Source organism: Mesorhizobium sp. M7A.F.Ca.MR.148.00.0.0 (genome assembly GCF_003997735.1).
Classification (GTDB): Bacteria; Pseudomonadota; Alphaproteobacteria; order Rhizobiales; family Rhizobiaceae; genus Mesorhizobium.
In genome coordinates, this window is the sequence record NZ_RZTB01000016.1 from 12698 (window position 1) to 37514 (window position 24817).

Genomic DNA, 24817 nt, shown 5'->3' on the forward strand with positions numbered 1-24817 from the left:
CGCCCCTGCAGACTGACGCGCGGCGCGGTTCGCGCAGCTGGATTACCTGGCTGATTTTGTCGCGATTGCACTTGGCACGGTAACTCACTCTCCACCATCCCCGTCAAGCCGCAGATCACCGGCCCGCTTCCCAGGGCATGACAACCGGTTAGCGGATCCCATGAACCGCTCGTGGCCGGCGCCATGTTCGGGTTGGGCTTGCTCTTCGCATTTGGTGCCTCTGGACACAGCTATCGAAGGCTGGAAAATGTAGACGCGACTCCGCTGTTGGAGTTAACTCGGAACATGAGGAGGATGGCGCTGAATCTGGAAGACATTGCCGGCCATCCGGCCCTGCATCGCTGTGTTCAGGCACAGTCGTTGGCGCTGATCAACATCTATGAAACGAGCCCGCGGCTGGCTTCCATTTTCGCCACGCAGCAGCGTTGGCTGATGGGTCATGTCGGCCTTGCCATGCATTTCAGGCGCGATCCGAACGACCGACGCAAGGAACTGACGGTATCGCGTTTCATCGAGTTCGTACACCAGCACGCGGTGGCCAGCCGCAACACGGCGGACGCTTTCATCAAGGAGATGCTGCATTATCATGTCGCCGAGTATGTTTCGGGTGGCGACGGGCGCACGCACCCCTTGCAGCCAACGGCGGCAACCGTGCAGACTTTCACCGGCTGGGTCCTTGCTCATCTGCAGACGCTGGATCATCTCGATGGTGCCGACCGGCTGGCCAGGTTCCTGGAGCGGCCTGACATGGTTGCCGGGCTGCAGCCTCTGGTGGCGGACGGCCTGCTTGCCTCCAAGCCGGTGCGCGAGCCCAACCAGACCTTTTCCCTGTTCATCTGGCTCAACAATGGCGGCATCGTCATGGATTGGCTGATGTCGGGCATCGACCCCGATCATGCCGGCCTGGACCGGATTCCGACCAGCGTGGTTTCGATCGGAGATTTCGCCAGATGGCTCAAGCTGTCGCGGACCCACCTCGCCCGCAAGCTGCGCGCTGCCGAGGAACTCGGCAGCATCGGCTGGCTCGGCCAGCGCGGCCATTCGGTGATGTGGGTGTCGAACACCTTCTACCAGGAGTACATGACCGTCCAGGCCGCCAAGCTGGCCATTGTCGATGCGGCATTCGCCGCCTGTTTTCCAGTCCCGGAAGACCGCTGAGGGTCGGCGCGATCGACATCTGCCCGGACCGAGAACATTGTCTCCTGGCGATCATAACCTGTTATAGACAGGGCGCGTCTGGACACGGGCCGTGAAGGCTGAAAATGTGATCTGCGTCTTCGTGGCCGTAAGGCTGGATCGGAACATGGGGGGAATGACGCAGACCTTTGACCATATTGCCGGTCACCCGGCATTGCATCGCTGTGTCCGTGCCCAGGCGCAGGCGATGATCCAGGCCTATGGGATGAACCCCAGGCTTGCCTCGATATTTGCCACCCAGCAGCGCTGGTTGATGGCGCATATCGGCCTTGCCCTGCATTTCAGGCGGGAGCCCGATGACTACCGCAAGCAACTGACGGCGGCGCGTTTCATAGACGTGATCCGCCAGAATTCCGTCGCCAGCCGCAACACCGCCGACGCCTTCGTTAAGGAAATGCTGCACTACGATTTCATCGAGTATCTGCCGGCAACACACGACGGCCGCATCCGCCCCATTCAGCCAACGGTGAACACGCTGAATACGGTTGCCGGCTGGATGATGGCGCACCTGCACACGCTGGACAGCCTCGACGGCACGAACCGCCTGGCGACGTTCCTGGAACGGTCCGACGCGCTCGCCAGGGTGCAACCGCTGGTGGCCGACGGCCTGATCTCTTCCAGCCCCGTGCGCGAGCCCAGGCAGATCTTTTCGCTATTCACCTGGCTCGACAATGGCGGCGTCGTCATGGACTGGCTGATATCGGGCGTCGATCCCGACCATGCCGGCCTGGCTGAAATACCAACCGGCGTCGTCTCCATCGGCGATTTCGCCAAATGGCTCAAGCTGTCGCGAACCCACCTGGCACGCAAACTGCGGGATGCCGAAGACCTCGGCAGCGTTGGCTGGCTTGGCCAGCGCGGCAATTCGGTGATGTGGGTGTCGGGCGATTCCTACCGGGAGTACATGACCGCCCAGGCCGTCAAGCTGGCCATCATCGATTCCGCATTCGTCAAGGCCTTTGCCTCCCCGGCAGGCAACTGACCGGTGCGGCATCCCCCGTGCGGGGATGCCCAAGCCGGCGAGCCCTTAGTCGATGTCGAACGACACGCCCTGGGCGAGCGGCAGCGCCTTGGAATAGTTCACCGTGTTGGTGGCGCGCCGCATATAGGCTTTCCATGCGTCGGAGCCGCTCTCGCGCCCGCCGCCGGTTTCCTTTTCGCCGCCAAAGGCACCGCCGATCTCGGCGCCCGAGGTTCCGATGTTGACATTGGCAATGCCGCAATCCGATCCGTCGACACCCAGGAAACGCTCTGATTCCTGCAGGTCGCGGGTGAATATGGACGACGACAGGCCCGCCCCCACGGCATTGTGCTCGTCGAGCACGGCGTCGAAATCCGAATATTTCATCACGTAGAGGATCGGCGCGAAGGTCTCTTCCGTCACCGGTGACACCTGGCTTGGCATTTCGACCAGCGCCGGGTGCACGTAGTACGCATCCGGATGGCCGTTCTCGACCCGCGTGCCGCCGGTCACCTTGCCGCCATGGGCAGCGGCTTCCTTCAGCGCCTCTTGCATGGCGTCGAAGGCCGCCTTGTCGATCAGCGGCCCGACCAGCGAGGAGGTCTCCAGCGGATTGCCGACAGACACACTCTCGTAAGCCTTCTTGAGGCGCGGAACCAAGGCGTCGTAGACGCTGTCATGCACGAACAGGCGCCGCAGCGTCGTGCAGCGCTGGCCGGCCGTGCCCATCGCTCCAAACGCAATCGCGCGCAGCGCCATGTCGAGATCGGCGGTCGGGCAGACGATGCCGGCATTGTTGCCGCCGAGTTCCAGCACCGCGCGCGCAAAGCGCTTGGCCAGCCGCGGGCCGACGTCGCGGCCCATGCGGGTCGAGCCGGTCGCCGAAACCAGCGGCACTTTGGGGTGATCGACCAGGATCTCGCCGACGGCGCGGTCGCCGATCAGCACCGGCGCCAGGCCATCAGGTGCGTCCGCGCCGAAGCGCTTGACCGCACGCTTGAAGATGGCTTCGCAAGCAAGTGCGGTCAGCGGCGTCTTTTCCGACGGCTTCCACACCACTGCGTCGCCGCAGACCAGTGCCAGGGCTGCATTCCACGACCACACAGCCACCGGGAAGTTGAAGGCGGAAATGACGCCGACGACGCCGAGCGGATGCCAGGTTTCCATCATCCGATGGCCCGGGCGCTCGGTGGCGATGGTCAGGCCGTACAATTGCCGGGAGAGGCCTACGGCGAAATCGCAGATGTCGATCATCTCCTGCACTTCGCCGAGCCCCTCGGACGGGATCTTGCCGACCTCGATCGAGACCAGCCGGCCAAGCTCGGCTTTGTGCGTACGCAGTTCCTCGCCGAGCAGCCGCACCAGTTCGCCACGCCGCGGGCCGGGCACCATGCGCCAGGCCTGGAAGGCCTTGTGCGCGGCATCGATCACCTTGGCCGCGTCAGCCGGTGAGATTGTCTTCAGCGCCGCGATCTGCTCGCCCGTCACCGGGCTGCGCACGATCAGGTCGCCGCCGACAAGCGTCTCCTCGGCCACACCCAGTTTTGCCAGCAGTTCGGTCGTTTCCTTGCCTATCGTCATTCTTGTCCCTTTCAGATCTCGTCGCTCATAATGCATGTCGCCAAAAGTGCCCCGGTTTTGGAACAACGACATGCACAAAAGGCATGCCGGTCAAAGCCTGGCGCCATGCTGCCCGCGTGCACAAAGGCACCTCAGGCACGATCATCGCGTGGCATTACTCGTTTCAAGGGAAAATCACCACCCCGGCATGGTCCAAGCCCAAACTGCACGATTAAGCCAGATGGGGCAGATGGCGCTCAGTTTGCCTTCTTGGCCGCTGGGCGTACCGCACCGTCCCTGATCAGCCGGTCGATATGCATGCGGATATGTGCTGCTTCCGCCGCCGTGTTCGCAAGCGCTATGGCGCGGTCGAAGGCGACGCGCGCCTCGTCGCCCCGGTCGAGCTGCATCAAGAGGCCCCCCTTGAGGCCGAAAAAATGGAAATAGCCGGAAAGCCGTTCTTCCAGCGGCTCGATCATGGCCAGCGCCTCTGCCGGTCCACGCACCTTCGAGACCGCGACAGCCCGGTTGAGCGTGACCACCGGCGACGGCTGCATCTGCTCCAGCAAGCGATAGAGCAGGTCGATCTCGTTCCAGTCGGTATCCTCGGCCCTTTCGGCCCGCGCGTGCAATGCGGCAATCGCCGCTTGCATCTGGTAGGGGCCGGGCTTGCGATGGCGTAGCGCCTTGTCGACCAGCGCCAGCCCCTCATCGATCATCTTGCGGCTCCACAGGCTGCGATCCTGGTCTTCGAGCAGCACGATCTCGCCGCTCTCGTCGAAACGGGCCGGTGCGCGCGCATGCTGCAGAAGCAACAGCGCCGTCAGCCCCATGATCTCCGGCTCGGTCTGGAACAACCGCAGCAGGAGCCGTGCCAGCCGGATCGCCTCCTCGCACAGCGGTGCGCGGGCCGGCGCCTCGCCGCTGTTGGTCGAATAGCCCTCGTTGAAGACCAAGTAGACCATGGCGGCGACGGCGGCGAGGCGTTCCGACCGCTCGACCGCGCCCGGCGTCTCGAACGGCACGCCGGCGTCCGCAATGCGCGCCTTGGCGCGAGTGATGCGCTGCTCCATGGCGCTTTCGCCAACCAGGAAGGCGCGCGCGATCTGCTTGACCGTAAGACCGGAGACGATGCGCAGCGCCACCGCGATCTGCTGCGTTGCCGGCAGATCAGGATGGCAGCAGATGAACAGCAGCCGCAATATGTCGTCGCGGTAGTGCGCCCCGTCCAGCCGCTCTGCGATATCGCTCTCGGCGTCCTCCAGATCCGAAACCTGGTCTTCCTCCGGCATCGGCGCCTGCTTGGCGCGCTTGCGCACCGCATCGATGCCGCTGTTGCGGCCGACGAAGATCAGCCACGCCGCCGGGTCGCGCGGGGGCCCGTTCTGCGGCCAGTTCTTCAGCGCCCTGAGGCACGCGTCCTGGAAAGCTTCCTCCGCCGTATCGAGATCGCGGAAATAACGCAGCAGCGCACCCATCGCCTGCGGGCGGGCGGCGCTGATCGCGGAGCTTATCCAGGCCATCTCGGTCATGCGGAAACCTTGGCGGGATTGAAGATCGAGACCGGCCGGATCTCATAGGAGCCGCCGCTCGGGTTGACTTCGGAAAGCTCGCGGGCGAACTCCACCGCCTCGTCGAGATCGGCGCATTCGAGCGTGTAGAAGCCGAGGAACTGTTCCTTGGTCTCGGCGAACGGCCCGTCGATGACGACCGATTCGCCCTTGACCTTTCTCAGGGTCGTCGCGGCGGTCGTCGGCAGAAGCCGTGCCACCGGGCCGAGCCGACCAGCCTTGGCGTACTTGTCCTGAACGTCGAGGAGATTGGCCATGACCTCGTCGTCCTGTGCCTTGCTCCAGGAGCAGACGACATCTTCGGAGGCATAGCAGAGGATTGCGTAGAGCATGGCGGGTCCTTTTCTCTGTCAAAGGACGAAACAGTAAGACCGATCCCGACACGACGTCGATAAAAAAATCCAGATGTGGACGGATTTGGCCACGGCCAGCCGCGCCGGTCAGCTTTCTCCCAGTTTCAGCCATCGCAGCACGAGAGCTTCCTCGTCATCGAGACCATCGATGGAGCGTTTGCGTTTGTTGGCTTGCGCCATTTCATTCAGCAACCGCCCCTCGGACCACGCTTCGAAGACCCGCGGATGGATATAGCATTTGCGGCAGACGGCACGCGTATTGCCCAGCCGCTCGGCAACCTTGTCAATGACGCTGTTCATCGCCCTGTTTCGCTGCGCCTGGCTTTGTGGCAGTTCCGTTTGGGCAAACAGCGACGCGGCGTGAATGGTGCCGCCCCAGGTGCGGAAATGCTTCGAACTGAAGGCGTCACCGACCGCCCCACGGATATAGCGGTTGACGTCCTCGGAGCGGACCGGCCGCCTGTTGCCGTCCTCATCGAGATACTGGAACAGCTTCTGGCCTGGCAGGTCCTGCGCGCCGCGCACAATCCTGGCGATGCGGCGGTCGACCAGCTTCAGCTTCCACTCCTTGCCCGACTTGCCCTTGAAGGCAAAGCGCAGGCTTGAACCGACAATATCCACATGCCGGTCGCGCAACGTGGTCAGCCCGAAACTCTTGTTGTCGCGGGCGTAGGCGGCATTGCCGACGCGGATCATCGTGTTGTCGAGCAGCCAGACGACCGCGGCGACGACACGCTCGAACGGCAGACCACGACGGCGCAGATCGCTGTCGATCCTGTGCCGCAGGTCCGGCAGGCTCTCGGCGAAAGCAACCAGGCTCGAATATTTGGCACCATCGCGCTCTTCGGCCCATTGCGGATGATAGCGATATTGCTTGCGTCCGCGCTGGTCCCTGCCGGTTGCCTGTATATGGCCGTCCGCGTCCGGCGAAATCCACACATCCGTCCAGGCCGGCGGAATGACGATCGCCTCGATGCGCGCTTTGGTGGCGTCTGAAACTGTCCGTCCGTCCGGACCCTTGTAGGAAAACCCCTTGCCCGTCTTTAGCCGCCGGATACCGGGCTCGGCATCGCTGACATAGCTAAGCGACGCATGGTCGGCCGAGCTTTGTGCCCCGTTTTTGGGCGCACCATCTGGCGATACAGCGTCCTCGCCAGCCGGTCGGCTGGGCGACAATCCGGATTTTTGCAACATGTCGGCTCCACGCGAATTCCGTAGATAAGCCACTGGCCGACCGCTGGTTCCACGCGCCGTCCGAAAAGCGCCTCGCGCCGATATCGTGTTGGCTGGCGCCTACAGAGCGCCCTGCAGCTGGATCGGCGGCGCCGACAAACGCCGCCGCGCCGCGAGCTTGAACCTGTAGCGCAGGCAGCGCCAAGCTTCTGAGCGCCGCTTCGGCGCGGCCGCGGCCACCGCTAGGAAGCGTGCCGCGGTGTCCAGATCGCCGCGCGCATAGTGGACCCGGGCGATCTTGAGGGCGACAAGCCCTTCCCTGGCCTTGAGCGCCGACATCGGGATGTTGCAGTCGGTAAGCGTGCGCAATTGTCGGCGCCAATCCAGGAAGCGCCGTACCGGGTTGAGGGCAAAGCGGTCATCGGAACGCATCGGCGAAACCTCATAGACCATGACGGGTTGCGAAACCATGGCGAGCGATGCTTTGCTCATCAGCCGCGCCCAGAACAGCGTGTCCTCATCATAGGCCAATCCGACCGGGAACCTCGTCTCGCCGATCAGGGCTCGAGATGCCAGGACGCTGCCCACGGCGACCGACCGTATGTCGCCTTTCACATAGGCCGAAGCATTTGCCAGGCACGCGGCCCGGTAGCCGTTCGGCACCTTGATCTGCCGATCCTGGCCGTTCACCCGTCGCCGGTATGCACCCACGATCATGTCGGCCTCCGGCTGCTCCCGGGCCTTGCGGAGCAGTGCGCGCAATCCGCCCCGCAGATGTAGGTCGTCGGCGTCGATCAGGTAGACCCAGGGATGGACCGCTTCGGTCAACGCCACGTTGCGGGCACCGCCGGCATCGTGGCAATTGGCCGGCAGCACACGCAGCGGCAACGACAGTTGTGCCGCGGCCTCCCGCGCGATGGTTGCCGTACTATCGGTCGACGCATCGTCGACCAGCAAGATCTCGCCTATGATCTCGGCCTCGCTGCGTAGCGACGCCAGCGTTGCAGCAATGGTCGCCGCCGCGTTACAGGCAGGAATGACGACGCTGATTGCTCTCAATTACAAAACCTCGCGCCATGCGCTTGAGGATACAACTACCGTCACCCCGAAACGAATACAGACTAGCGGCCGCATCGGTATTTGAGAAGCAGTCTTGTCCATCCCGAATTGCGGCGCAAATACCGCTGCGTGTACGACCTGCTTCAGGCTCTTTCGAGCACGACCGGAATGACGTCGACAGCTTGCTCGCCAACCTGTCCCCCCGTGGTCTTGAGCACGCCGACGATCGGCGCGACGTCCGAATAGTCGCGGCCGTGGCCGACGGTGATATGGTCGTTGCTGGCCCGCATGCCGTTGGTCGGATCGAATTCCTGCCAGCCCGCATCGCGCCCGCACCAGACCTTGACCCAGGCATGCATGGCATCGGCGCCTTCCAGCCGGGGCTTGCCCTTCGGCGGGATGGTGCGCAAGAAGCCGCTGACATAGCCGGCCGGAATACCGAGCCCGCGCAGGCCGGCGATCATGATGTGTGAAAAGTCCTGGCAGACGCCGCGCTTCAACTTGAAGGCATCACTGGCCCGGGTCCGCACCGTTGTCGCTTCGCCGTCATAGGTGAAATCGCGATGGATGCGATTGCACAGGCTCACGGCCGTGCCGGCGGCAGAGCCGGCGATGCTGTCGCGTGCGTAAGCGGTGATCGCATCGTCGATGCCGGCATGGGTGCTGGCCGTCAGGAAGTGGTGCGGTGCATCAGGTGCCAGAGACCGCATCGCGGCGAGCTCTTGCCTCAGCCGGGCGATATCGGGCGACACGTCGAGCCCGGGCTCGGGCCGAGACACCGACACGCGGGCGCTCATCCTGATGTCGAGCGCGTCATGCGCGTCGCGAAAGGCGATCGAGGTCACGTTGTTGCCGAAGAAATCGGAAAAGTCAGAACGCTCGTTGGGTGCCGGCGCAAAGGACAGGGATGCGGCGATGACACGCTGCACGCCTGATATCGTCGACGGCAGTACGCGCACCTGATGACGACCGCCGCCGGCCGCCGCAGCGTAATCGTAATGCAGATGAAGCCTGATGTCGTAGAGCATGTTCTATTTTTCTGCCTTTGCGCAGGTTCTTGTCGCAAAACCCGTGCGACACTTTTGCGGAACCTGCTTAGCCGAAATAGGCTTTGGCGAGGCTGTTGTAGAGGCCGCCGATTTCATAGGCGAGGTCGTCCAGCGCCTTTGCCGTCATATCCGAAGGCTCCTTGATGGCGATCTGGGTGTTGAGCTGCAGGATTTCCTTCGCCGCCGGCGACATTTGCCCCTCCCCGCCGAGCGACGGCAACAGGCCGATTTCGGCCTTCAACCTTTCGAGTTGGAACAGGATGGAGCGCGGGTTAAGCGGATCGAGCGCCAGCAGGTCGATCACCGTGCGCCGACCGGCCTGCACCGGATATTGGCGGCGATGGGTCATCACGCTGTCGCCGATCTCCAGCATCATGTCCAGCGCGCCGTCCGGCGCCTTGGCGCTGGTCAGCCGCGCCAGCGTGCGGGAGATCTGGATACCGCGCTCCAGCCGGCGGCCAATCTCGAGGAAGCGCCAACCGGCGAAGCGGTACATGTTCTCGTGCAGCAGGCCGGAAAAGCCGGCGAGCTTGCGCAGGATGACCGTCATCGCCCGGGTCGCGTCGTCGCCGGGCGCGACCGTCGTTGCGAACTGATGGATGGTTTTCGACAGGTCCTTCAGCGCCAGCCAGCCATCGGGCGAGAAGCGGTCGCGGATCTGCCCGGCGCTGTAGACCGCACTATCCAGCGTGCCGATCAGCCCTGACGGGATCGCCGTCTCCACATCGATGCCGAAAGGTTCGAGATAATCCCTGATGTCGGCGAGCAGCGGCATATCCGGGTCGGAGGTTTCGGCCAGCCGCACATGGTAGGCGCGCAGGATACGCACCGTGTCTTCCGAGCGCTCGATATAGCGGCCGAGCCAGGTCAGGTTCTCCGCCGCGCGACTGGGCAGGCTGCCGGGCCTGGTGCGGCTGAAACTGTCGCCTTCTTGCGGCAGCAGCGTCTCGCGCTCCACCGGTTTGTCGCTGACAACCCAGACATCCGCCGCCTGGCCGCCACGCTGCATGGCGATCGCCGTCGGGTCGAGCGACAGGCCGATACGGGCAAAACCGCCCGGCATCACCGTCCAGCCTTCCGGCGTTCGCGCCAGGTAGACGCGCAGGCTCGCTGGCCGCGGCTCCAGCCAGCCGCCGACATAGACGGGCGTCGTCGAAAGCGTCACCGCTTCCTGGCCGACGAAATCGCCGCCATCACGTTCAATGCGCGCCACCAGTTCCGCCCGCTCCCCGGCCGACAGAGCCGAGCCTAGCTTCGTTGAATCGTCGTCCTCGAAGGCAAGCCTCGTCGACAGCGCCGGCCCGATCACCATGCGATCGATGTTGGCCAGCACATGCGCGCGTTCGGTTGCTTGCCCGCACCACCATGTCGCGACGCTTGGCAGCAGCAATTCCTCGCCCCGCAAGGCCCGTGAAATCTTGGGCAGGAAGGCAAGCAGCGCGCGCGTCTCCATCAGGCCGGAGCCCAGCGCGTTGACGGTAGCAACCGCGCCCTGGCGGATCGCCTCGACCAGGCCCGGCGTGCCGATCTGCGAATCCGCGCGCAGTTCGAGCGGATCGGCGAAGGCGGCGTCGAGCCGCCGCCACAACACGCTGATCGGCATCAGGCCGGAAACTGTGCGCACCATCAGCCGGCTGCCGGAGACGGTCAAATCCTCGCCTTCGAGCAGCATGATGCCGAGGTAGCGGGCGATGTAGGCGTGCTCGTAATAAGTTTCGTTGAGCGGCCCCGGCGTCAGGATGGCGACGCGGCCGTCGGTTTCCTTGGCCATGCCGATCAGCGCGTCGCGAAAACGGCGGAAAAAGCCGGCAAGGCGGTGCACATGCATCTCGCCATAGATGTCGGACAGCGCGCGTGTGGTGGCGACGCGGTTTTCCAGTGCGAAACCGGCGCCGGACGGCGCCTGCGTGCGATCACCCAGGACCCACCATCGGCCATCAGGCCCGCGGCCGAGTTCGAAGGCGCAGAAATGCAGGAAGTGGCCGCCGGCCGGCCTGGTGCCGACGACAGGCCGCAAATATTCCGGGCTGGCGGCGATCAATCCCGCCGGCAGGATGCCTTTCTCGACCAACCGGTTCGGCCCGTAGATATCGGCGATGGTTTCCTCGAACAGGTCGGCGCGCTGCACGAGGCCGGCGCTGATCGCGGCCCACTCGCTCTCCTCGATGAGAACCGGGACATGCGCCAGCGGCCATTCGCGCTCATTGGCACCGGCCTTGTCATAGACGCGGTAATAAACGCCGGCATCGCGCAGATACTGGTCGGCGCGGGCAAAGCGCTGGCCGAGCTTTTCAGCGCCAAGTTCCTCGAGCGCCTCGACAAAATGCTTCCAGGCCGGGCGAGGATTGCCTGACGCATCGACCATCTCGTCGACGACGCCGTCGATCGGCTGGTAGTGCTCCAGCAGGCTGTGGGTCTGCGGCTTGCCGCGTCCCCTCTTGTGATTCCCCTTTGCCATCGCTGATCAGAGTCTTGCCGGCCGCCGAAGGTCAAGGGTCATCGGGAAATCTTCCGCCGGTTGTTCTTCACGGATCACATAGGCGGATGGCGTATGGCCGCGCGGTTCGAAGCGGGCGAGCCGCCGAGCTTCCGCCTCGTTGCCATTGACCGGAAAGGTGTCGTAATTGCGCCCGCCGGGATGGGCGACGTGGTAGACGCAGCCGCCGACCGCGCGTCCCGACCAGCGGTCATAGATGTCGAAGACCAGCGGCGTGTTGACCGGCAGCGCCGGATGCAGGCCCGATGCCGGCTGCCAGGCCTTGAAGCGGACACCCGCCACCGCCACTTCGCGATTGTCAGTGACCTTCATCGGCACGATGCGGCCGTTGCAGACGATCGCGTGGCGCTCCGGATTCAACCCTTCGGTCTTGACCTGCAGCCGTTCGACCGAGGAATCGACGAAACGCACGGTGCCGCCGATCGCGCCTTGCTCGCCCATGACATGCCAGGGTTCGAGCGCCTGCCGCAGTTCCAGCTTGATGCCGGCATGCTGAACCTGACCGCAGAACGGGAAGCGGAATTCGAGCTGGGCGTCGAACCATTCGGGCCTGAATTCGAAGCCGTTGAGCTTGAGGTCGTCGAGCACGTCGAGGAAATCGGCCCAGACATAATGCGGCAGCATGAAACGATCGTGCAGTGAGGTGCCCCAACGCACGAAGCGGCCATCGAGCGGGCTCTTCCAGGCACGGGCAATGATCGCCCTGACAAGCAGTTGCTGCGCGAGGCTCATGCGCGCATTGGGCGGCATCTCGAAGCCGCGGAATTCGACCAGTCCCAGCCGACCGGTCGGTCCGTCCGGCGAAAACAGTTTGTCGATGCAGATTTCCGAACGATGCGTATTGCCGGTGACGTCGGTCAACAAATTGCGGAACAGCCGGTCGACCAGCCATGGCAAGGGTGCGTTGCCCCGGTCCGGATGCGGTACCTGCGCCATCGCGATCTCAAGCTCGTAGAGCGAGTCGTGACGCGCCTCGTCGAAGCGTGGCGCCTGGCTGGTCGGCCCGATGAACAGGCCGGAGAACAGATAGGACAGCGACGGATGGCGCTGCCATTGCAGCACCAGGCTCTTCAGCAGGTCCGGCCTTCGCAGGAACGGGCTGTCATTGGGTGTCGCACCGCCGACCACGACATGGTTGCCGCCGCCGGTGCCGGTGTGGCGGCCGTCAATCATGAACTTGTCGGCGCCAAGCCGTGTCTGCCGCGCTTCCTCATAGATCGCCGTCGTCGTCGCCACGCAATCCTGCCAGTTGGAAGCAGGATGGATGTTGACTTCGATGACGCCGGGATCAGGCGCGACGCGGATGACGTTGAGGCGCGGATCGTGAGGCGGGCCGTAGCCCTCGATATGCACGGGAAGGCCGATCGCCTTCGCCGCGTTCTCGGCCGCAGCGACCAGTTCGAGATAGTCTTCCAGCGCCTCGACCGGCGGCATGAACACGCAAAGCCGCCCATCGCGCGGCTCGACCGAAAGCGCGGTGCGCACCGCGCCGCCGATCTCGGTGATCTCCTGCTCGACCCGGTCCTGCTGGCCGGTCGCAGCGGTGAACGATGCCGCTTGCTGGCGGCGCGCCATCTCGTCGGCACCTTCCAGTTCAGCCGGAGCCGCCGAGGGCAGGATGGCTTCACGCGCGGGCAGCGGTCCGCGTGGCAGCGACGGATCGACCGGCACGATGTAGGGGAATTGCTCCGGCGGCACATAGGGCAACGTGCCGAGTGGCAGGCGGTAGCCGACGGGTGAATCGCCGGGTACCAGGAACAGCCGGCCGCGCCGCGTCTTCCATTTTTCCGAGCGCCAGCGCGGATCCGATGCCTGGCTATTCCAGCGCTGCACCGGCAGCACATAGCCGGACGGCTTGGTCAGCCCGCGTTCGAACACTTTCGCCATGCGGCTGCGTTCTTCCGGGTCCTCCAGCCTGGAGTTGGACGGATCGACATTGTCGGGCAGCTTGCCTTCCTTGAGCAGCCATTCGGCCGGATCCTCATAGGCTTCGCTGACCATGGCCTTGTCGATGCCGAGTTCCCCGGCAATCGCGGTGAGCAGGCTTTCGGCCTGCTTCGGGCCTATATCGGCCTCGCTCTTTTCGCGTGCGATCAGGGACGGATCGCTCCATACCGGCTGGCCGTCGGCACGCCAGTAGAGCGAAAAGGTCCAGCGCGGCAGGCTTTCGCCCGGATACCATTTGCCCTGCCCGTAGTGGAGAAAGCCGCCGGGCGCGAAGCGCTCGCGCAGTTTACGGATCAGTTCGTCCGCCTTTTCGCGCTTGGTGGGACCGACGGCGGCGGTATTCCACTCGGCCGACTCGAAATCGTCGATCGACACGAAAGTCGGCTCGCCGCCCATCGTCAGCCGCACGTCGCCGGCGGCAAGCGCTGCATCGACCTTGTTGCCCAACGCATCAAGGGCCTGCCAGCTTTCGTCCGAAAATGGCTTGGTGATGCGCGGATGTTCGGCGATGCGGTCGACCCGCATCTCGAAGCCGAATTCGACATTGGAGAAGCTCGCCATGCCGGAAATGGGAGCCGCGTTGCGGAAATGCGGCGTGGCGGCCAGCGGCACATGGCTCTCGCCGGTGAGCAGGCCCGAGGTCGGATCGAAGCCGATCCAGCCGGCGCCGGGAAGATAGACCTCGCACCAGGCATGCAGATCGGTGAAGTCTGTCGCCGTTCCCGGCGGACCGTCGAGCGCGATCAGATCGGGCTTCAACTGGATCAGATAGCCGGAGACGAAGCGCGCGGCGATGCCGAGATTGCGCAGGATCTGCACCAGCAGCCAGCTTGAATCCCGGCATGACCCCTTTTTCGCGGCCAAGGTCTCTTCCGGCGAGAACACTCCGGTTTCCATGCGCACGATATAGGCGATCTCGCGCTGCAGCCGCGCATTGAGGTCGACCAGGAAATTGACGGTGTTGGCAGCGCTGCGATCGATGGTGTTCAGCAGCGCGGACAGCAGGGGTCCCGCGGGTTCCGGCGTGCGATAGATGGCGAGATCGTCGCGGATTTCTTCCGGATACTCGAATGGAAACGCCTCGGCCGACGGCTCGACGAAGAAATCGAACGGATTGTAGACCGTCATGTCGGCGACGAGGTCGACCTCGATCTTCAACTCCGTCACCGGCTCCGGAAACACGAAGCGGGCTAGGAAGTTGCCGTAGGGGTCCTGCTGCAGATTGACGAAGTGGTTGGCCGGCTCGACCTTGAGCGAATGGCTCAGCACCTTGGTGCGGGAATGCGGCGCCGGCTGCAGCCTGATGATCTGGGGCCCGAGAACCACCGGCCGGTCGTACTTGTAGTGGGTCAGGTGGTAGACAGCTGCCAGAATTGCCATGGAGCCCCGGAATTCAGCGTTTCAAACGATTTCGCTGAACCCTGACACATCTGGCGACCATTCTCCAAGCAGAGATGTTGCGGTGCACCTAATTTAAGCAACGGTTGCCGGCTCAGAAAAACGCCTGTATCCCCGTCTGCGCCCTTCCCAGGATCAGCGCATGCACGTCATGCGTGCCTTCATAGGTGTTGACCGTCTCCAGGTTCTGCGCGTGGCGCATGACGTGGTAGCCGATCTGGATACCGTTGCCGCCATGCATGTCGCGGGCCTGGCGGGCGATGTCGAGCGCCTTGCCGCAATTGTTGCGCTTGACGATCGAGATCATTTCCGGCGCCATCTTGCCTTCATCCAGCAGCCGCCCGACGCGCAAGGATGCCTGCAGCCCAAGCGCGATCTCGGTCTGCATATCCGCCAGCTTCTTCTGGTAGAGCTGCGTGCCGGCCAGCGGCTTGCCGAACTGCTTGCGGTCGAGACCGTATTGGCGGGCGCGGTGCCAGCAATCCTCGGCGGCGCCCATCGAGCCCCAGGAAATGCCGAAGCGAGCCCGGTTGAGGCAGCCGAACGGTCCGCCAAGGCCTTTTGCGTTGGGCAGCAGCGCGTCTTCGCCGACCTCGACGCCTTCCATCACCACTTCGCCGGTGATCGACGCGCGCAGGCTGAGCTTGCCGCCGATCTTCGGCGCCGACAGCCCCTTCATGCCTTTTTCCAGCACGAAGCCACGGATCTCGTCCTTGCCGTTCTCGCCCTTCAGCTTCGCCCAGACGACGAACACGTCGGCGACCGGCGCGTTGGAAATCCACATCTTCGAACCGGACAGCTTGTAGCCGTTGGCTGTCCTCTCGGCGCGTGTCTTCATGCCGCCCGGGTCGGAGCCGGCATCCGGCTCGGTCAGGCCAAAACAGCCGATCCACTCGCCGCTGGCAAGCTTGGGCAGGTACTTCCTGCGCTGTTCGTCCGAGCCATAGGCGTAGATCGGATACATCACCAGCGACGACTGCACTGACATCATCGAGCGATAACCCGAGTCGACACGTTCGACTTCCCGCGCGACCAGCCCATAGGTGACGTAGTTCGCACCAAGCCCGCCGAATTCCTCGGGGATGTTGATGCCGAGCAGGCCGGCCTCGCCCATTTCGCGGAAGATCGCGGTATCGAAAGTCTCGTTGAGGTAGGCGTCCTCGATCCGCGGCGCCAGTTTGTCGGCGGCGAAGGCGGCCGCGCCGTCACGCACCATGCGCTCGTCTTCCGAAAGCTGGCCCTCGATCAGGAACGGATCTTCCCAGACGAATGCGTTCTTGTCGGCGGCCATCGCGTTTCTCCCAAACCAATGCATGTCGCTCAAAACGATGACATGCATGAAGCAAAATGTTGGCCCGTTCTATCGGCCTGCGTCTCGAAAAAATCAAACGAAATTGATTCACGGATCAATGAGCTCTAGGAATGGATCATGAGTGTACAACGCCGCCTTTTGCCCAACATAAGCGCCCTTGCCGCCTTCGAGGCTGTGGCCCGGCTGGGCAGTTTCACCGCTGCCGCCCAGGAGCTCGATTTGACCCAGGGCGCGGTCAGCCGGCAGATCAGATCGCTTGAAGATCAATTCGGCCGCCGGCTGTTCGAACGCGACAGCCGCAATGTCAGGCTGTCGACATCGGGCGACATCTACGCCGAGGCGGTGCGTTCAGCACTTGGTCAGTTGCGTGACGCAGCCCTTGGATTGATGAGCAATCGGCATAGCGGCATCCTGAACCTTGCCATTCTGCCGACCTTCGGCACGCGCTGGCTGATGCCGATGATCCCCGATTTCGTAGAAAACAATCCCGATATCACCATCAATTTCGTCACCCGCGTCGGCCGCTTCGACTTCGCCAGGGAGAGGCTGGATGCCGCCATCCACTATGGCCTGCCGGACTGGCCCGAGGCCGACTCGACACTGTTGGTGCGCGAAACCGTGGCGCCGGTCGTGTCGCCCGAATTCCTCGCCGGCCGCGCCATCGCCTCACCGGCCGATATCGGCCACCTGCCGCTGCTGCACATGGCGACGCGTCCTGGCGCCTGGACCGAATGGTTCGAGCATCAGGGCCTGAGCGCGCCGACCGGACCGGGCATGCAGTTCGAGCAGTTCGGCACCGCCGCCCAGGCCTGCATGGCGGGGCTCGGCGTGGCGCTGCTGCCGCTGATCCTCATTGCAGGCGAACTGCAGCGCGGCCAGCTGGTGCCGGCGCCAGGCCGGCCCATGCAAAGCCGCAGCGCCTACTATCTCGTCGTCCCACACGACAAGCGCGGCCATCCGCCGGTCGCCAGTTTTCGCGACTGGCTGCTGGGCCAGGTCGAGAAGGAGCCGGCCGTTCTGGCGTGGTAGTTACTTCCGCTTCAGCGCATCCGCCAAGGCAGCACCGAATGCGCCTTGCTGTGCCGGCCGCTCCGGCTGACGTTGCTGCGGTGCCGGCGAACGCGGTGCCGGCCTGCCGCCACCATTGTCGCGTGGCCCGCCACGCGGTGCGCCACCCTCGCCGCCATCCTTGCGCATGGAAAGCGCGATGCGCTTGCGCTTGATGTCGACGTCGACGACCCGCACCTTAACCACATCGCCGGCCTTCACGACCTCATGCGCGTCCTTGATGAACCGGTCGGCCAGTTGCGAGACATGCACCAGCCCGTCCTGATGCACTCCGATATCGACAAAGGCGCCGAAGGCGGCCACATTCGTGACCGTGCCTTCAAGCAGCATGCCGGGCTTCAGATCCTTGATGTCGTCGATGCCGTCGGCGAAGGTCGCCGTCTTGAAGCCTGGGCGCGGGTCGCGACCGGGCTTTTCCAACTCCGCCAGGATGTCGCGCACCGTCGGCAGGCCGAAACGCTCGTCGACGAAGACGCGCGGGTCGAGTGCCTTCAGCGCGGCACTATCGCCCATCAGCGACCGCACATCGCGCCCGCAGGCGGCGACGATCTTCTTCGCCACGCCATAGGCCTCCGGATGCACCGACGAGGCATCGAGCGGCTCGCTGCCATTGGCGATGCGCAGGAAGCCGGCGGATTGTTCGAAGGCGCGCGGTCCGAGCCGCGGCACCTTGAGCAGATCCTTCCGGCTGGCGAACGGCCCGGTCGCATCGCGATGCGCAACGATCGCGTCGGCCAGAGACGCGCCGAGACCTGAAACGCGCGCCAGCAGCGGCGCCGAGGCGGTGTTGAGGTCGACGCCGACGGCGTTGACCGCGTCCTCGACCACCGCTTCCAGCGAGCGGCCGAGACGGTACTGGTCGACATCGTGCTGGTACTGGCCGACGCCGATCGATTTGGGCTCGATCTTGACCAGTTCTGCCAGCGGATCCTGCAGCCGCCGGGCAATCGAGACGGCACCGCGCAACGACACGTCGAGGCCGGGGAATTCCGCCGCCGCCGTCGCCGATGCCGAATAGACCGAGGCGCCGGCCTCGCTGACGATCACCTTCAGGGGCTTCGGACCACCATCCGCCGGCATGTCGGACAGCATCTCGGCGACCAGCTTTTCCGTCTCGCGGCTGCCGGTGCCGTTGCCGATCGAAATCAGCTCGACCTTGTGCAGCCGGATGAGCTTGGCGAGTTCCGCCTGCGTGCCGCGCACATCGTTCCTGGGCGGGAACGGGTAGACGGTCGTCGTGGTCAGCACCTTGCCGGTGCCGTCGACCACCGCCACCTTGACGCCGGTGCGGATGCCGGGATCGAGCCCCATAGTGGCGCGCGAACCGGCGGGAGCGGCCAGCAGCAAATCCTTTAGGTTACGGGCGAACACATGGATCGCTTCCTCTTCTGCCCGCTCGCGCAGGTCGCGCATCAAATCGAGAGTCAGGTGCAGCGACAGTTTTATCCGCCAGGTCCAGCCCGCCACCTCCACCAGCCAGCGGTCACCCGGCAGGCTGCCTCCGATGGCATAGGCATTGGCTATCATCCGCTCGACCGGCTTCACCGGCGACGTATCATCGGCATCGACCTCGATGTCGAGCGACAGCACTTCCTCGTTGCGGCCACGCAGCATCGCCAGCGCGCGATGGCTCGGCACATTTGCCCAGCGCTCGACATGGTCGAAATAGTCGGAGAATTTCGCACCGGCTTCCTGCTTGCCGTCGACCACCCTGGCGCGCATGAAGGCGCGCTCCTTCATGTAGCTGCGCAATTTTCCGACCAGATCGGCATTCTCGGCGAATTGTTCCGACAGGATGTCGCGCGCCCCTTCGAGCGCTGCCTTGGTATCGGCCACCTCTTCGCTGACATAGGCCAGCGCCAGTTCGGCAGGCAGCAATGAGCGGTTCGCCAGGATGGCTTCGGCCAGCGGCCCCAGCCCGCGCTCCCTGGCGATCTCGGCCTTGGTCCGGCGCTTGGGCTTGTAGGGCAGGTAGATGTCCTCAAGTTCCGCCTTGGTGCTGGCGGCGACGATCTTGCCTTCAAGCTCCTCGGTCAGCTTGCCCTGTTCGCGGATCGAGCCAAGGATGGTGTCGCGACGCGCATCGAGTTCGCGCAGATAGGCAAGGCGTTCGGCAAGATCGCGCAATTGCGTGTCGTCGAGCCCGCCGGTGACTTCCTTGCGGTAGCGCGCCACGAACGGCACTGTCGCGCCCTCATCGAGCAGTTCGATCGCCGCGGCCGCCTGTTCGGGCCGCGCGCTGATCTCGGCCGCGATGATGGCTGCAATGCGCTTGATGTCGGATGCCATGTCGTACCTGCTCTCGTCCAAAGAGCGGCGACCATAGGCGCAGACGTCCGGTCCGCCAACCGCCGCGTTTCCATGAGCCCGGCGGGTCCACAGGAAAGCGCGCGCTAATGTGGCGGCCAGGCGAGGATCAGACCATCCGGCTCAGCGCCTCGAAGAAGGCGACGATTTCGACATCGAGCGGATCGTCGACCGGCTCGGGCTGCGACGACATCTTGGCGATCACCACTTTGGTCCTGGGATCGACATACAGCCACTGGCCATGAATGCCGATGCCGCAATAGGCGCCGTTCGGCAAGCCCGTCTGGTACCATTTGTTGCGATAGCGGCCCTTCGGGAACAGCGGCTGCATCGCGCCGCGCTGCCAAGCGTCGGAACTGCCGCCGCTAGCAACCGTATCGCGCACCCAGGCTTCCGGCGCGATGCGGCGGCCATTGGCCACCCCGCCTTGCCGCATCATCTCGCCAACACGCGCCAGGTCGCGCGGCGTCACCGAAATACCGCCGGCCGTGCGCGCCGTGCCTTCCATGTCGACGCCGATCGAGGCTTCGCTGACAGCGCCGAGCGGCAGCCACAGCTTCTCGCGCATCAGGTCGGTGAACCGCTGGCCCGACGCGCGCTCGAGCAGCAGTCCGAGCAGGTCGGAATTCGGCGAGCGGTAGCGGAAGGTCTGGCCATGCGGCTCTGCAAGGCGTTGCAAGGTCAAAATGAATTCGCGCAGGCTCTCCGTGCCGCCGCCCGGATTCCACAGCGTGGCGCGACGATAGCGGGCGAAAGCGCTCTCCGGATCGAGATAGGCCTCCTCGAAATCGAGGCTGACGCTCATGTCGAGCACATGCCGCACGCTCGCATCGCCATAGGCAGAGCCGGCGGCTTCAGGGATGTAGGCCGTCACCGGCGCTTCCGGGTCGAATACGCCCTCGCCTTCCAGAATGCCGGCAATGATGGCGGTCAGCGACTTGCTGATCGAAAAGATGATGTGGCGGGCGCCGAAATCCATATGCGGGGCGAACCAGTCGCCGACGATCTTGCCGTCTTTCATCACCGTCAGTGCGTCGGTGCTCGAACGCGCGAGAAATTCAGCCACTGTCTCCGATGTGCCGGCGATCGCGACCTTTTCGCCGAGCAGGCCGCCCATATCGCGCACGGGGGTTTCGACAACGCCCGACGTCGCCGCCACGCGGGCGGTCGGCACCAGTTCGCCGAGGTTCTGGAACGACCACCGGTTGAAGGGGTACTCGCGCCAGTTGGCGAGCACCACCTGGTTGCGCCGGAAGCCATAGCGGGTCTCGAACACGGTCTTGCCGGTCATGGCGTTTCCTTCCGGGTCGTTTCTTCTTTGTGGGGGCTCAGCGAAGTGCCGTGGCGATAGCGTGCACGGCCTTCAGCGTCGCTATGGAATAGGCCCCATTGGCGAAATCCGGCCAGGTCGAAAGCTTCACCACGACCATTCCGGTGTTCCAGTCGATATGGATCATCTGACCGAACACGCCGCGGCACATCAGTGCGCGCGAGCGCGGATCCTCGATCCAGAACTGGTTGCGATAGCTGCCCTCCGGCAGGCTGGGGCTGAAGTCCGGCCCATGCCTGCCGTTGCGCGTCGCCTCGACCCAGCCGGCCGGAACGACGCCGCCACCATTGTCGAGGATCAGCTGGCCGAAGCGGCCATAGTCGCGCAGCGTCGCGTTGAAGCCACCGTCGGCCACCGCATAGCCGGCGCTATCGACCGTGAAGCAGGCGCTTTCATCAGCGCCGAGCTTTTGCCAGAGTTCTTCCGAAACTACCTGCGGCAGCCGTTTGCCCGTCACCCGCTCCATGATGAAGGCAAGCACGTCGGTCTCGATCGAGCGGTATTCGAATTGAGCCCCGTGCGGGCGGATCGTGTCCTTCAAGCCGAGGATCAGCTCGAACATGTGCGAGGGCCAACGAAAGGCCGGATCGCTGTCCGGCGGCACCGGCTTCCAGCCGGTGGCGACATCGACCTGGCCGATGTCGGAATAGCGGTCGGTATATTCCTCTGAGAAACGGACGCCGCTGGTCATGTCCAGCACATGCTGGACGCTGGCGCCGGTCCAGCCGGTAACGCCGAGTTCCGGCAGGTAATCTGTTACCAGTCTGGCCGGATCGATCAGGCCGCGCCCGACCAGTATGCCGAACACCGAACCGGTAACGGACTTCGCCATCGACTGCGACAAGTGCAGCGTGCGCTCATCCATGCCGTTGAAATAGCGCTCATAGGCGACCTTGCCGTCCTTGAGCACCAGAAAGCCGTCCGTATAGGTCTCGTCGAGCAGCCCGGCGAGCGTCGTCGGCATGCCCTCGCTGTCCTCGACCGCCAGCCCGTCGAGATCAACCTCGGCGCGTTCGAAGCGGTGGCGATGGCCATTGCCGCGCCAGACTTCGGCGGTCGGCAGAATTTCACGGATGTGCTGGAACGCCCAGCGGTTCCACGGCGGCCGGTCCCAGTCGAGCTTCGGCGGTACCATGGCGGGCGGCGAGCCCTGCATGATCGGCGGCCGCGGATCGGAATTGCGATAGGAGTCCATGACCGCCGAGTCCCTTGAACATGAAAACGGACCCGGCGGCGTGTGCCGCCGGGTCCGTCGAACCCAGTTTATTTCTGCAACTCGGTCCAGATCTTGGTGTAAATTTCCTGGGTCTCCGGCGAGCACATCTGCTGCAGCTCGCCACGTGGCTTGTCCGCGGCCGGAATGATGACTTCGGGCGCGTCCTTCATGTCGGCCGGCATGTACTTGTCCGAGCCGGTGATGGCATTGGCGTAGCGATGGAAGGCCGAGAGACCTGCCGCGTTTTCCGGGTCCATGATGAAGTTCTGGAAAAGCTTGGCGTTCTCGACGTTCTTGGCTTCCTTAAGAACGACGACGTTGTCGCTCCACAGGCCGAAGCCTTCTTTCGGATAGTTGTAGTGGATGGCCGGGTTGGCCAGCCGCTGGCGCAGCGCCGAGCCGTTCCAGTCGCTGGTCGCCTTGAAGTCGCCGGCGCCCATCTTCTCGATGGTGTTGTATTCCATCGCGATCCAGTTCGGTTTGGCCGCCACCAACAGGTCGCGCACCTTCTTCAGCACCGCCTTGTCGTCGGTGCATTGCTGGCCGCCGACATACTTGATCGCGGCGAACATCACATCGCCCATCTCCGGAACGACATTGACCTTGCCCTTGAGCTCGTCAGGCGTGTTGAAGATGATGCCCCAGCTATCGGCCGGCCCCTTGTAGGCATCGGTATTGACGACCACGCCGATCGTGCCCCACGCCCATGGAACACTGTATTTGCGTCCCGGATCGAAATCGGGATTGGCCCATTCCGGCGCCACGTTCTTGAAGTTTTCCATCTTGCCAGGATCGGTCTCCTGGATGAGGCCTTCCTTGATCCAGATCGGCACGTAGGTCTGCGACGGCACCGCAATGTCGAAGCCGGTGCCTCCCTGGCGAACCTTGGCCAGCGCGGTGTCATTGGAATCGTAGTCGGTGATGGTCACTTTGACGTTGTATTTGGCCTCGAACTTCTTGATCACGTCGGGGCTGGTATAGTTGCCCCAATTGTAGATGTTGAGCACGCCGTCGGCGCGGGCGAGGCCCGTCGAGGCGAGCAACGCCAACCCCATGGCGGTTGCTGTTGTCTTCCAGTTCATGGTTTTAACTCCCATTTTTCGGTTCAGTCTCGTTTCCTGCTGACGAAGAAAAACAACGTGACGATCGCGACCGAAAGCAGCAGGAAGGCGGTCGATATCGCGTTGATCTCGGGTGTGATGCCGCGGCGGATCTGGCCGAGCATGTAAGTGGGCAGCGTGTCCTGGCCGCCTGATTTGACGAACTCGGTGATGACGACGTCGTCGAGCGAGATGACGAAGGCCAGCATCAGCCCGGCCAGGATGCCGGGCCACAGAAGCGGCAGCGTGATGCGCCGGAAAGCCTTCCAGGGCGTCGCGTAGAGGTCGGCTGCGGCACGCTCCAGCGTCAGGTCCATATTCTCAAGCCGCGCCCGGATCGGCAAATAGGCAAAGGGAATGCAGAACGCCGTGTGTGCGGCGACCAGATAGCCGATGCCGGAATAGCCGGTGAAGATCTTGATGCGCGAGAAGAAGATCAGCAGCGCCACGCCGGTCACGATCTCGGGCACCATCAGCGGCTGGTTGATCGCCGCATATTTGAAGGTGAGGCCGGGATAGGGCGCGGTGCGGGTGGTGGCGAGCGCCGCCATGGTGGCAAAGATCGTGGAGAGCACCGCCGCGATGGAGCCAATCTGGAAAGAACGCAGCGTGGCATCGACGACCTGCGTGTTCTGCCATGCCGACTGGAACCATTTCAGCGAAAAGCCGCCCCATTCGGAAGTCGAGCTCGCCGCGTTGAAGGCATAGATGACCAGCACCATGATCGGCAGGTACAGCACGATAAAGCAGGTCGCGGCGATCGCGGTGAATCCTGGCTGATGCTTGATGGAAAAGTTCTTAGCCATGACGCACCCCCGATCTTCCGGCATTGCGCACATAGGCAAGCAGCGCCACCATGACGATGATCATGACGGCGATCGACAGCGCCGAGCCGAGTGGCCAGTTGCGACCCTGCCCGAACTGCAATTCGATCAGGTTGGACAGCATCATGTTCTTGCCGCCGCCAAGAACGCTCGGTGTCACATAGGCGCCAAGCGCTGGAATGAAGACCAGTATGGAGCCGGCGATGACGCCCGGCTTGACCAGCGGAAAGATGATCCGCCGCAGCACCTGGAAGCGCGACGCGTAAAGGTCGTACCCCGCCTCGACCAACCGGAAATCGAGTTTTTCCATGCTGGCATAAATCGGCAGCACCATCAGCGGCAGGTAGACATAGGCCATGCCGATCAGGATCGCCGTGTCGGTGTAGAGTATCTGGATGGGCGCCGAGATGATGCCGAGCTTGAGCAGGATCGTGTTGACGATGCCTTCGTTGCGGATGATCTGCAGCACCGCGAAGGTGCGGATCAAAAGGTTGGTCCAGAACGGAATGGTAATCAGGAACAGCCAGAGATCGCGGGTCTTTTCGCTGCGCGTCGCCATGAAATAGGCGGTCGGGAAACCAAGCACCAAAGTGGCGATCGTCGTCACCACCGAGAGCTTGATCGAGCGCAGGAAGATGGTGACGTGGGCGGCGGCGATCGAAAGCGTGTCGTCGAAGATATCGCGTTCCAGAAACACCGATACCCAAGCTTCCGGCGAGAACTGCCACTTCACGTCGCCATAGGAGCCTGGCGTCAGGAACGAGTAGACGAGCACGATCAGCAAGGGGCCGGTCGCGGCGAGGAAAATGACCAGCAGCGCTGGCGCTGACAAAAGCCAGCGGTCACGGACATCGCGCCGCTCCGCTGCCTTGGCGACTTCTTCCGCGGTCGCCAT

The 24817-nt window shown here is 63.8% G+C and carries 19 protein-coding genes; 4 read left to right on the forward strand and 15 right to left on the reverse strand.

The window, feature by feature from the left end:
• The first annotated feature begins 294 nt into the window (after positions 1-294).
• The gene (locus EOB49_RS08655; RefSeq protein ID WP_164781627.1) at positions 295-1158 is read left to right on the forward strand and encodes a hypothetical protein; all 864 of its coding nucleotides are present in this window, start codon (positions 295-297) and stop codon (positions 1156-1158) included.
• Positions 1159-1312: 154 nt separating this feature from the next.
• A complete protein-coding gene (locus EOB49_RS08660) occupies positions 1313-2179 on the forward strand; it encodes a hypothetical protein (protein WP_127380725.1) in 867 nt (288 codons plus the stop codon).
• A 45-nt stretch (positions 2180-2224) separates the two neighbouring features.
• Here EOB49_RS08660 and EOB49_RS08665 read toward each other — a convergent pair whose 3' ends face one another.
• The 5 genes from EOB49_RS08665 to EOB49_RS08685 all read right to left on the reverse strand — a co-directional run bounded on the left by EOB49_RS08665 (position 2225) and on the right by EOB49_RS08685 (position 7865).
• On the reverse strand, positions 2225-3739 hold the full coding sequence (locus EOB49_RS08665) for an aldehyde dehydrogenase family protein (RefSeq protein WP_127380726.1): 1515 nt from the start codon (positions 3737-3739) through the stop codon (positions 2225-2227).
• A gap of 236 nt (positions 3740-3975) precedes the next feature.
• A complete protein-coding gene (locus EOB49_RS08670; RefSeq protein ID WP_127380727.1) occupies positions 3976-5250 on the reverse strand; it encodes an RNA polymerase sigma factor in 1275 nt (424 codons plus the stop codon).
• Entirely contained in the window at positions 5247-5621 is a 375-nt protein-coding gene (locus EOB49_RS08675) for a YciI family protein (RefSeq protein ID WP_127270092.1), read from the reverse strand. Before EOB49_RS08675 ends, EOB49_RS08670 begins: the two co-directional genes overlap by 4 nt.
• 108 nt (positions 5622-5729) lie before the next feature.
• Positions 5730-6836 carry a DNA topoisomerase IB gene (locus tag EOB49_RS08680; RefSeq protein ID WP_127322220.1) on the reverse strand — a complete coding sequence of 369 codons (1107 nt, stop codon included), beginning with the start codon at positions 6834-6836 and terminating at the stop codon, positions 5730-5732.
• A gap of 99 nt (positions 6837-6935) precedes the next feature.
• The gene (locus tag EOB49_RS08685) at positions 6936-7865 is read right to left on the reverse strand and encodes a glycosyltransferase family A protein (protein ID WP_245472597.1); all 930 of its coding nucleotides are present in this window, start codon (positions 7863-7865) and stop codon (positions 6936-6938) included.
• On the opposite strand from EOB49_RS08685, the gene EOB49_RS37490 reads away from it, so the two are divergent.
• The gene (locus EOB49_RS37490; RefSeq protein WP_245463595.1) at positions 7783-7959 is read left to right on the forward strand and encodes a hypothetical protein; all 177 of its coding nucleotides are present in this window, start codon (positions 7783-7785) and stop codon (positions 7957-7959) included. The genes EOB49_RS08685 and EOB49_RS37490 overlap by 83 nt on opposite strands.
• Positions 7960-8017: 58 nt before the next feature.
• Here the strand turns inward: EOB49_RS37490 and EOB49_RS08690 are convergent, their stop codons facing one another.
• The 4 genes from EOB49_RS08690 to EOB49_RS08705 form a co-directional block, all read right to left on the reverse strand.
• Positions 8018-8902 carry a transglutaminase family protein gene (locus tag EOB49_RS08690; protein WP_127270501.1) on the reverse strand — a complete coding sequence of 295 codons (885 nt, stop codon included), beginning with the start codon at positions 8900-8902 and terminating at the stop codon, positions 8018-8020.
• Between the two features lie 67 nt (positions 8903-8969).
• Positions 8970-11381 carry a circularly permuted type 2 ATP-grasp protein gene (locus EOB49_RS08695; protein WP_127326693.1) on the reverse strand — a complete coding sequence of 804 codons (2412 nt, stop codon included), beginning with the start codon at positions 11379-11381 and terminating at the stop codon, positions 8970-8972.
• A 6-nt stretch (positions 11382-11387) separates the two neighbouring features.
• On the reverse strand, positions 11388-14747 hold the full coding sequence (locus tag EOB49_RS08700; RefSeq protein ID WP_127380729.1) for a transglutaminase family protein: 3360 nt from the start codon (positions 14745-14747) through the stop codon (positions 11388-11390).
• 112 nt (positions 14748-14859) lie between these two features.
• Entirely contained in the window at positions 14860-16056 is a 1197-nt protein-coding gene (locus EOB49_RS08705; RefSeq protein WP_127257792.1) for an acyl-CoA dehydrogenase, read from the reverse strand.
• 138 nt (positions 16057-16194) lie between these two features.
• Between EOB49_RS08705 and EOB49_RS08710 the strand changes: the two genes are divergently transcribed.
• Positions 16195-17106 carry a LysR family transcriptional regulator gene (locus EOB49_RS08710; RefSeq protein ID WP_127380730.1) on the forward strand — a complete coding sequence of 304 codons (912 nt, stop codon included), beginning with the start codon at positions 16195-16197 and terminating at the stop codon, positions 17104-17106.
• On the opposite strand, the gene EOB49_RS08715 is transcribed toward EOB49_RS08710, so the two are convergent.
• The 6 genes from EOB49_RS08715 to EOB49_RS08740 form a co-directional block, all read right to left on the reverse strand.
• Positions 17107-19434: a Tex family protein gene (locus EOB49_RS08715; RefSeq protein ID WP_127321025.1), complete on the reverse strand. Its 2328-nt coding sequence runs from the start codon at positions 19432-19434 to the stop codon at positions 17107-17109.
• A 127-nt stretch (positions 19435-19561) separates the two neighbouring features.
• Positions 19562-20743 carry a serine hydrolase gene (locus tag EOB49_RS08720; RefSeq protein ID WP_127380731.1) on the reverse strand — a complete coding sequence of 394 codons (1182 nt, stop codon included), beginning with the start codon at positions 20741-20743 and terminating at the stop codon, positions 19562-19564.
• 37 nt (positions 20744-20780) lie between these two features.
• Positions 20781-21977, reverse strand: coding sequence for a serine hydrolase (locus tag EOB49_RS08725; protein WP_127380732.1), 1197 nt, complete (start codon positions 21975-21977; stop codon positions 20781-20783).
• A gap of 68 nt (positions 21978-22045) precedes the next feature.
• Positions 22046-23080, reverse strand: a complete 1035-nt coding sequence (locus EOB49_RS08730; RefSeq protein ID WP_023809982.1) for an extracellular solute-binding protein — start codon at positions 23078-23080, stop codon at positions 22046-22048.
• A gap of 23 nt (positions 23081-23103) precedes the next feature.
• The gene (locus EOB49_RS08735) at positions 23104-23904 is read right to left on the reverse strand and encodes an ABC transporter permease (protein ID WP_127380733.1); all 801 of its coding nucleotides are present in this window, start codon (positions 23902-23904) and stop codon (positions 23104-23106) included.
• Positions 23897-24817, reverse strand: coding sequence for an ABC transporter permease (locus EOB49_RS08740; protein WP_127380734.1), 921 nt, complete (start codon positions 24815-24817; stop codon positions 23897-23899). The genes EOB49_RS08735 and EOB49_RS08740 overlap by 8 nt, the downstream gene beginning before the upstream one ends.

What these genes read in the sequence shown, in the direction of transcription:
- EOB49_RS08730 (WP_023809982.1), bottom strand. Translation starts at nt 23,080, where the DNA reads ATGAACTGGAAGACAACAGCAACCGCCATGGGGTTGGCGTTGCTCGCC.
- EOB49_RS08740 (WP_127380734.1), bottom strand. Translation starts at nt 24,817, where the DNA reads ATGGCGACCGCGGAAGAAGTCGCCAAGGCAGCGGAGCGGCGCGATGTC.
- EOB49_RS08725 (WP_127380732.1), bottom strand. Translation starts at nt 21,977, where the DNA reads ATGGACTCCTATCGCAATTCCGATCCGCGGCCGCCGATCATGCAGGGC.
- EOB49_RS08690 (WP_127270501.1), bottom strand. Translation starts at nt 8,902, where the DNA reads ATGCTCTACGACATCAGGCTTCATCTGCATTACGATTACGCTGCGGCG.
- EOB49_RS08665 (WP_127380726.1), bottom strand. Translation starts at nt 3,739, where the DNA reads ATGACGATAGGCAAGGAAACGACCGAACTGCTGGCAAAACTGGGTGTG.
- EOB49_RS08695 (WP_127326693.1), bottom strand. Translation starts at nt 11,381, where the DNA reads ATGGCAAAGGGGAATCACAAGAGGGGACGCGGCAAGCCGCAGACCCAC.
- EOB49_RS08660 (WP_127380725.1), top strand. Translation starts at nt 1,313, where the DNA reads ATGACGCAGACCTTTGACCATATTGCCGGTCACCCGGCATTGCATCGC.
- EOB49_RS37490 (WP_245463595.1), top strand. Translation starts at nt 7,783, where the DNA reads ATGATCTCGGCCTCGCTGCGTAGCGACGCCAGCGTTGCAGCAATGGTC.
- EOB49_RS08700 (WP_127380729.1), bottom strand. Translation starts at nt 14,747, where the DNA reads ATGGCAATTCTGGCAGCTGTCTACCACCTGACCCACTACAAGTACGAC.
- EOB49_RS08735 (WP_127380733.1), bottom strand. Translation starts at nt 23,904, where the DNA reads ATGGCTAAGAACTTTTCCATCAAGCATCAGCCAGGATTCACCGCGATC.
- EOB49_RS08715 (WP_127321025.1), bottom strand. Translation starts at nt 19,434, where the DNA reads ATGGCATCCGACATCAAGCGCATTGCAGCCATCATCGCGGCCGAGATC.
- EOB49_RS08675 (WP_127270092.1), bottom strand. Translation starts at nt 5,621, where the DNA reads ATGCTCTACGCAATCCTCTGCTATGCCTCCGAAGATGTCGTCTGCTCC.
- EOB49_RS08710 (WP_127380730.1), top strand. Translation starts at nt 16,195, where the DNA reads ATGAGTGTACAACGCCGCCTTTTGCCCAACATAAGCGCCCTTGCCGCC.
- EOB49_RS08705 (WP_127257792.1), bottom strand. Translation starts at nt 16,056, where the DNA reads ATGGCCGCCGACAAGAACGCATTCGTCTGGGAAGATCCGTTCCTGATC.
- EOB49_RS08670 (WP_127380727.1), bottom strand. Translation starts at nt 5,250, where the DNA reads ATGACCGAGATGGCCTGGATAAGCTCCGCGATCAGCGCCGCCCGCCCG.
- EOB49_RS08680 (WP_127322220.1), bottom strand. Translation starts at nt 6,836, where the DNA reads ATGTTGCAAAAATCCGGATTGTCGCCCAGCCGACCGGCTGGCGAGGAC.
- EOB49_RS08720 (WP_127380731.1), bottom strand. Translation starts at nt 20,743, where the DNA reads ATGACCGGCAAGACCGTGTTCGAGACCCGCTATGGCTTCCGGCGCAAC.
- EOB49_RS08655 (WP_164781627.1), top strand. Translation starts at nt 295, where the DNA reads ATGGCGCTGAATCTGGAAGACATTGCCGGCCATCCGGCCCTGCATCGC.